This is a genomic window from Lutibacter sp. (assembly GCF_041596795.1).
GTDB lineage: Bacteria > Bacteroidota > Bacteroidia > Flavobacteriales > Flavobacteriaceae > Lutibacter.
The window spans coordinates 25,194-31,821 of record NZ_JBFHHX010000021.1 but is presented as its reverse complement, the minus strand read 5'-3'; the positions used below and the strand labels follow the sequence as shown (position 1 = coordinate 31,821).

Annotated in this window: 8 protein-coding genes; 4 read left to right on the top strand and 4 right to left on the bottom strand. The window is 29.3% G+C overall.

Annotated elements, in window-relative coordinates:
- A partial coding sequence (locus ABY298_RS04405; RefSeq protein ID WP_372744793.1) for a winged helix-turn-helix transcriptional regulator occupies positions 1 to 106 on the bottom strand: 106 nt, incomplete at its 3' end.
- Positions 107 to 262: 156 nt separating this feature from the next.
- Here ABY298_RS04405 and ABY298_RS04400 point away from each other — a divergent pair.
- Positions 263 to 775: a lactoylglutathione lyase family protein gene (locus ABY298_RS04400; protein ID WP_372744792.1), complete on the top strand. Its 513-nt coding sequence runs from the start codon at positions 263 to 265 to the stop codon at positions 773 to 775.
- 86 nt (positions 776 to 861) lie between these two features.
- On the opposite strand, the gene ABY298_RS04395 is transcribed toward ABY298_RS04400, so the two are convergent.
- From ABY298_RS04395 to ABY298_RS04385, 3 genes are read right to left on the bottom strand one after another with little or no spacing between them, the layout of a single operon-like run.
- Positions 862 to 1,527: a CatA-like O-acetyltransferase gene (locus tag ABY298_RS04395; RefSeq protein WP_372744791.1), complete on the bottom strand. Its 666-nt coding sequence runs from the start codon at positions 1,525 to 1,527 to the stop codon at positions 862 to 864.
- On the bottom strand, positions 1,494 to 2,519 hold the full coding sequence (locus tag ABY298_RS04390) for an RluA family pseudouridine synthase (protein ID WP_372744790.1): 1,026 nt from the start codon (positions 2,517 to 2,519) through the stop codon (positions 1,494 to 1,496). Before ABY298_RS04390 ends, ABY298_RS04395 begins: the two co-directional genes overlap by 34 nt.
- The gene (locus ABY298_RS04385; protein WP_372744789.1) at positions 2,519 to 3,094 is read right to left on the bottom strand and encodes a PASTA domain-containing protein; all 576 of its coding nucleotides are present in this window, start codon (positions 3,092 to 3,094) and stop codon (positions 2,519 to 2,521) included. Before ABY298_RS04385 ends, ABY298_RS04390 begins: the two co-directional genes overlap by 1 nt.
- 203 nt (positions 3,095 to 3,297) lie before the next feature.
- On the opposite strand from ABY298_RS04385, the gene ABY298_RS04380 reads away from it, so the two are divergent.
- From ABY298_RS04380 to ABY298_RS04370, 3 genes are all read left to right on the top strand, one after another.
- Complete coding sequence (locus tag ABY298_RS04380; protein ID WP_372744788.1) at positions 3,298 to 4,275, top strand: D-alanine--D-alanine ligase; 978 nt, start codon at positions 3,298 to 3,300, stop codon at positions 4,273 to 4,275.
- 2 nt (positions 4,276 to 4,277) lie between these two features.
- Complete coding sequence (gene coaD, locus ABY298_RS04375; protein WP_372744787.1) at positions 4,278 to 4,733, top strand: pantetheine-phosphate adenylyltransferase; 456 nt, start codon at positions 4,278 to 4,280, stop codon at positions 4,731 to 4,733.
- A gap of 140 nt (positions 4,734 to 4,873) precedes the next feature.
- On the top strand, positions 4,874 to 6,619 hold the full coding sequence (locus ABY298_RS04370) for a M14 family metallopeptidase (RefSeq protein WP_372744786.1): 1,746 nt from the start codon (positions 4,874 to 4,876) through the stop codon (positions 6,617 to 6,619).
- The last annotated feature ends 9 nt before the right edge of the window (positions 6,620 to 6,628 follow it).

Below are 6,628 nucleotides of genomic sequence, written 5' to 3'. Positions count from 1 at the left end.
TATTCGAAATTCCCGGAATTTTCTTTTGTAATACTCCCGAACGCAAATCGCCTTCTAGTAAATGAAATAATATTAAAGGTTTCCATTTTGTTCCTATTAGATTCATTGTATAATTTAATGGACAGTTAATATTTTTAATCAAAATTAAAATTTATTTTATTGATAATCATAATTTTACTCTTTTAAGTAACTATATTACTTTTTAGTAAGTTATTGCCTAATATGCAAATATAAACTATTTTTGTAATCTAAAATATAATATATGACAACAACTAAGAATTATCCGAAATCATTTTCACATATTGGTATCACGGTTCCTAATATTAAAAAAGCTGTAGAGTTTTATACCGAAGTAATGGGATGGTATGTAATTATGGAGCCTTCAACAATAAAAAAAGAAAGAGAAACAGCAATTGGACAAATGTGTATTGATGTTTTTGGTGAAGATTGGACCGAGTTTGAAATTGCGCATTTATCTACATCTGATGGTGTTGGAGTTGAAATGTTTTCATTTCCTCAAGGCATAAAAGAAGCTCCAGAATTTAACCCTTTTAATACTGGTCTATTCCATTTTTGCATTCAAGACCCAAACATAGAGGATTTAATTGAAAAAATTGTTGCTTACGGCGGTAAACAAAGAATGCCAATTAGAGAATACTATCCAGAAGAAAAACCATTTAAAATGTGTTATGTAGAAGATCCTTTTGGAATTGTTTTTGAAATTTATACGCATAGTTACGAATTAACATATTCTTCAGGCGCTTATACAAAATAAGCCTTGAAATTTAAAATACTAGCAAACACAAAAGACTATTTAAATGGTCTTTTGTGTTTTACCTAAATAAACCTGCAACTCAAGAATTACTCTAGCTCATCTATAAAACTTTTCATTTTAGCTATTAATTGAGATACATGAAATCCGTCTAATAATGCATGATGCACTTCTACTGAAAACGGAATTTTACGTTGATCGTTTTCAGTAAACAATCCTCCAAAAACAATTTTAGGAATTCCCTTATTTTTTTCGTCTCCCTTTCTAGCATGTTTTACACTAGTAAAGGTAAACCAAGGCAATGTTGAGCAGTGTATTATACCTAATTCATTTTCTTGCGCACCTAAAGTTACTCCTTTTTTATGTGCTTCCATTACCTTTTCACCACTGGTATCAAATTCAAAAATTGTTGGTTTTATAGGGAAATTACAAAACGAAAATGTGTTATCTTCATTTAAAACCGTTGAACCAATGTTTACTTCATCAAAAATATAAACTTTGTTATTATTGATGCGTAACTTAAATTCTGGAATTTCATTTATACTTTTTAAAGCAACATAAATACAAGCTAATGAAAACGATAATTTATTTTTCTTACAAAAATTATAAAGTTTAGTTACCTCTAAATTTACGGTAATATTAAAAAAAGGATCTTCATAATCTTTAAAAAACTCGAATTGTTCTTTTCTCTTCCAATTTTCAACAGAAAATTCTTTCATCGTTACTCCTTCTGATTTACAGTATAAGTTCTCCATTTTTCTAAACAAGCTAGAATATCTTCTGGAATTTCAGAATTAAAACGCAAATACTCTTTGGTAGTTGGATGTTCAAAACCTAAGGTTTTGGCATGTAAAGCTTGACGCGGTAATACTTTAAAACAGTTATCTACAAATTGCTTATATTTTGTAAAAGTGGTGCCTTTTAAAATATCATTTCCTCCATAACGTTCATCGTTAAAAAGTGTATGACCAATATGCTTAAAATGTGCTCTAATTTGGTGTGTTCTACCTGTTTCTAACTTACATTGCACCAAGGTAACATAGCTAAAACGCTCAATTACTTTATAATGTGTTACTGCGTGTTTTCCAAAATCGCCTTCAGGAAAAACACTCATTTGTAACCTATTCTTTAGACTTCTACCAATATTCCCTTCAATTCTACCTTCATCTTCTTCAATATTTCCCCAAACAAGGGCATAATACAAACGCTCTGTTGTTCTATCGAAAAATTGTTTAGATAAATGTGCCATTGCAAATTCTGTTTTAGCAACAACCAATAAACCACTTGTATCTTTATCTATTCTATGTACCAATCCTGGACGTTCGTTAGAATTTGTTGGTAGATTTTCTATATGATGAATTAATGCATTTACCAAGGTTCCGCTATAATTACCATGACCTGGATGCACCACCATTCCGGCAGGTTTATTTACAACCATAACTTGGTTGTCTTCAAATACAATATCTAAAGGGATATCTTCTGCAACCAATAAATTTTCGTGTGGTGGATGCGATAAAACAACACGCACCACATCGTTTGGTTTTACCTTATAATTTGGTTTAACTGCAACATCATTTACTAAAACGTTTCCAGCTTTTGCTGCTTGTTGAATTTTATTTCGAGTAGCATTTTCAATAAAATTCATTAAAAATTTATCTACACGTAAAGGTTCTTGCCCAACATGTGCTACATAATTAAAATGCTCGTAAAATTCTTCGTTTTCTGCGCTAATTTCTTCTAAACTCATTAGTTTTCTGTATATCTTCCTGTTCCTTCACCATCACCTAACTTAAGTGTAATAACAGAGTTTTTTGGAATTTTTTCACCTGATTTTAGGGCTTTACCTTTAAATATTAACCCTCTTACCACATCTTTTGCAATATCTGAAACGTAAACAGGTTCTGCACTTATTTTAAAACCAATAGAACTAAGGTGAGATGTTACTTGTCTTTTTGTTTTTCCAAAAACACTTGGCACTTCTATATTTCTATAACCAGACGGATTTAAAGTGAGGTATATTTTTCTATTTTCTTTTACAAAATCTCCAGGTTCTGGATCTTGATCTATTACCGATTTTGCAGGATATTCTGGGTTATAACTTGCAGAATCAATTACAAAAAGTCTTAAATCTAACTCTTCTAATGTTCTTTCTACTTCATTTAAACTCATTTTCTCCAGATTTGGAACTTCAATTTTTTGATTATGATTTGTTGAAATATTTAACCATTTCATAACTACAAAAATAAACACCACCAAACCAACAAATGCAATAACTAGTTGTTTTAAAAACGTTTTGGACTTTATAAATTTAATCAGACTCATTTTTTATATTTTAATTTTGCAAAGATACTTTTTTTTGAATTGATTTGTTTAGTTGTTAATTGCAAAAAAATTAAGCGCTTCAATTCATAAAAAAATATACGATAGAATTTCCTTAAAATCTTCTAAACTTTCCAACTTTTAAGCTAACAAATTTCAACTATATTTATGTAAGTTTGTACTTATGCTAATACAATAAACTTAAAATGAAAAAAAATATTGCCATTATTATGGGGGGTTACTCCTCTGAAGTTGATATTTCACTTAATAGCGGAGCTGTAGTATATCAACATATTTCTAAAGATAAATACAACCCTTACAAAATTCATATTTTAAAAAATAAATGGGTTTTAGTTGATGATTCTAACAGAGAATATCCAATAAACAAACACGATTTTTCTGCAGAAATTGATGGTAAAAAAATCACTTTCGACTGTGTTTTTAATGCAATACACGGAAGTCCTGGTGAAAACGGAAGCATTTTAGCCTATCTAGAATTAATTGGTTTAAAACACACCTCTGCCCCATTCTATCAAATGGCATTAACTTTTAATAAACGAGACTGTTTAAGTGTTGTTAAACAATACGGCATAAAAACAGCTACCTCTTATTATTTAGACAAAGGAGATGCAATTGATATTGATACAATAATTGCTAAAGTTAGCTTACCATGTTTTGTAAAACCAAATAATGCTGGTTCTAGCTTTGGAATTTCTAAAGTTAAAACTAAAGACGAAATGTTACCTGCTATTGAAAAAGCCTATAATGAAGATTCTCAAATTTTAATTGAAGCCTTTTTAGACGGAAGCGAAGTTTCTATTGGTGTAATAAATTATAACAATAAAATTACGGTTTTACCAATGACAGAAATTGTAACAGAAAACGACTTTTTTGATTATGAAGCTAAATACGAAGGTAAAGCTGAGGAAATTACGCCAGCACGAGTTTCTGAAGAACTTCATGAAAAATTAGAAAAAACAGCCATTAAAACTTATAAAGCATTAAATATGAGCGGCTTTTCGCGTTCTGAATACATTATAGTAAACAATGAACCTCATTTTTTAGAAATGAATACAGTTCCTGGTTTAACAACTGCAAGCTTAATACCGCAGCAAGCTGCAATTGCAGGCATTAGTTTACAACAACTTTTTGATAATGCCGTAGAAATGGCTTTAAAAAATTAATTATGAAAAAAGCAATTTTTCCTGGCTCGTTTGACCCAATAACACTTGGTCACGTAGATATTATAAATAGAGCCTTACCTTTATTTGATGAGATTATAATTGCAATTGGAGTAAATTCTGATAAAAAATATATGTTTTCTCTAGAAGATCGAGAAAATTTTATAAAAGAAAACTACAAAAACGAACCTAAAATTAAAGTGCTAACCTATTCTGGTTTAACTACAGATTTTTGCGAAAAAATGAATGTTGATTTTATTTTACGTGGTTTAAGAAATCCTGCCGATTTTGAATTTGAAAAAGCCATTGCACAAACCAATAGAAAACTTTCTAATATTGAAACTGTATTTTTATTAACCTCTTCAGATACTGCTTTTATCAGTTCAAGTATTGTTAGAGATGTTTACAGACACGGAGGAGATATTTCTAGCTTTGTGCCAGAAAGCGTTAGTAAAAAATAATTCAAATAATATATAAGCTAGCTTATATATTATTTCTTAAGTAATTATACAGGCTAGCTTCACTATTAAAATAGAATAACTTTAACCTTTTAAACAACAAAAACACATACAATTGTAAGTTTAAAAAAGAATAAATATATATGAAAAAAATAACACTCTTACTTTTAGTTATCTCTATTTCTTGTTCTAAAACCCCTAAACAAAATTCTCCAGATTTCACTACTAAATTTGAAAAAACTAATGGTTTAGAAACTACAACTTATACAGAAACAATCACCTATTTTAAACAATTAGCAGCTGAATTTCCTGAAATTGACATTAAAGAAATTGGTACAACCGATAGCGGAAATCCACTACATTTAATAGTTTTTAATAGTGTAAAAGAATTTGATTTCGCTAAAATTAATAAAAGTTCTAAAAATGTTATTCTAATAAATAATGCCATTCACCCTGGAGAACCAGACGGTGTAGATGCTTCTATGTTACTTTTACGAGATATTGCTCAAAATCCAGATAAAATAAAAACCTTAGAAAATATTGTTTTAGCTGTAATTCCAATTTATAATATTGGTGGCGCTTTAAATAGAAGCGCGCATTCTAGAGCAAACCAAAACGGACCAAAAGAATACGGTTTTAGAGGAAATACCAGAAACTTTGATTTAAATAGAGATTTTATAAAAGCCGACACAAAAAATGCACGTGCTTTTGCTGAAGTTTTTCATCTAGTAAATCCAGATGTTTTTATTGACAATCACGTTAGTAATGGTGCAGATTACCAATATGCAATTACACATTTATTTACACAACATAACAAATTAGGTAATGATTTAGGGCTGTTTTTAGAAACCACTATGAGACCTGTAATTGAAGCCGATTTACTAAAAAAAGACATTATAATTACACCTTATGTAAATGTTTGGGGTACTACTCCAGAAGCTGGTTTTAGTCAGTTTTTTGATTCTCCAAGGTATTCTACAGGTTATACAAGTTTATTTAATACATTAGGTTTTATGGTAGAAACACATATGCTAAAACCTTACAAACAACGTGTAGAACAAACCTACAGTTTACTTGAAAGCGCTATAAATTTTACTATAAAAAACAGTTCAAAAATTAAAGAATTACGTAAAAATGCAGTAGCAAAAATTTTAGCAAAAAAAACATATCCAATCACTTTTGAAATTTCTAAAGATACATTTACAACACTTCAATTTAAAGGTTATGAAGGAAGTTATATAGATAGTAAAGTAACCAACGGAAAACGCCTATTTTACGATAAAACAAAGCCATATACTAAATCTGTTAAATATTACAATAATTATAAAGTTACAAAAGAAATCACCATTCCAAAAGCTTATATTTTAAATCAAGGTTGGTGGAAAGTTATAGAACGATTAAATGAAAACAATATAGCATATACCGTTTTTAAAAACGATACAATAATTACTGCTGAAGAACAGCATATAGCAGATTATAAAACTAGAACTACTGCTTATGAAGGGCATTACTTGCATTACAATACTACCGTTTCAACTTCAACCAAAGAAATTAAATTTAATAAAGGTGCTATTTATATTCCTGTAAATCAATTTGGGGCACGTTATATTATAGAAACTTTAGAAGCCTCTGCAACAGATTCGTTTTTTAACTGGAATTATTTTGATAGTGTTTTACAACAAAAAGAAGGATATTCTGCTTATGTTTTTGAAGATATTGCCGAACAGTTTTTAAAAGACAATCCAGATGTAAAAAAAGAATTAGCTAAAAAAATAGCCACCGATGTTGACTTTGCAAAAAATACTAGAGCTCAATTAGATTTTATTTATAAAAAATCTCCTTATTATGAAGCTGCTCATTTAAAACTACCAATACACAAAGTGTTTTAAATCATTCTT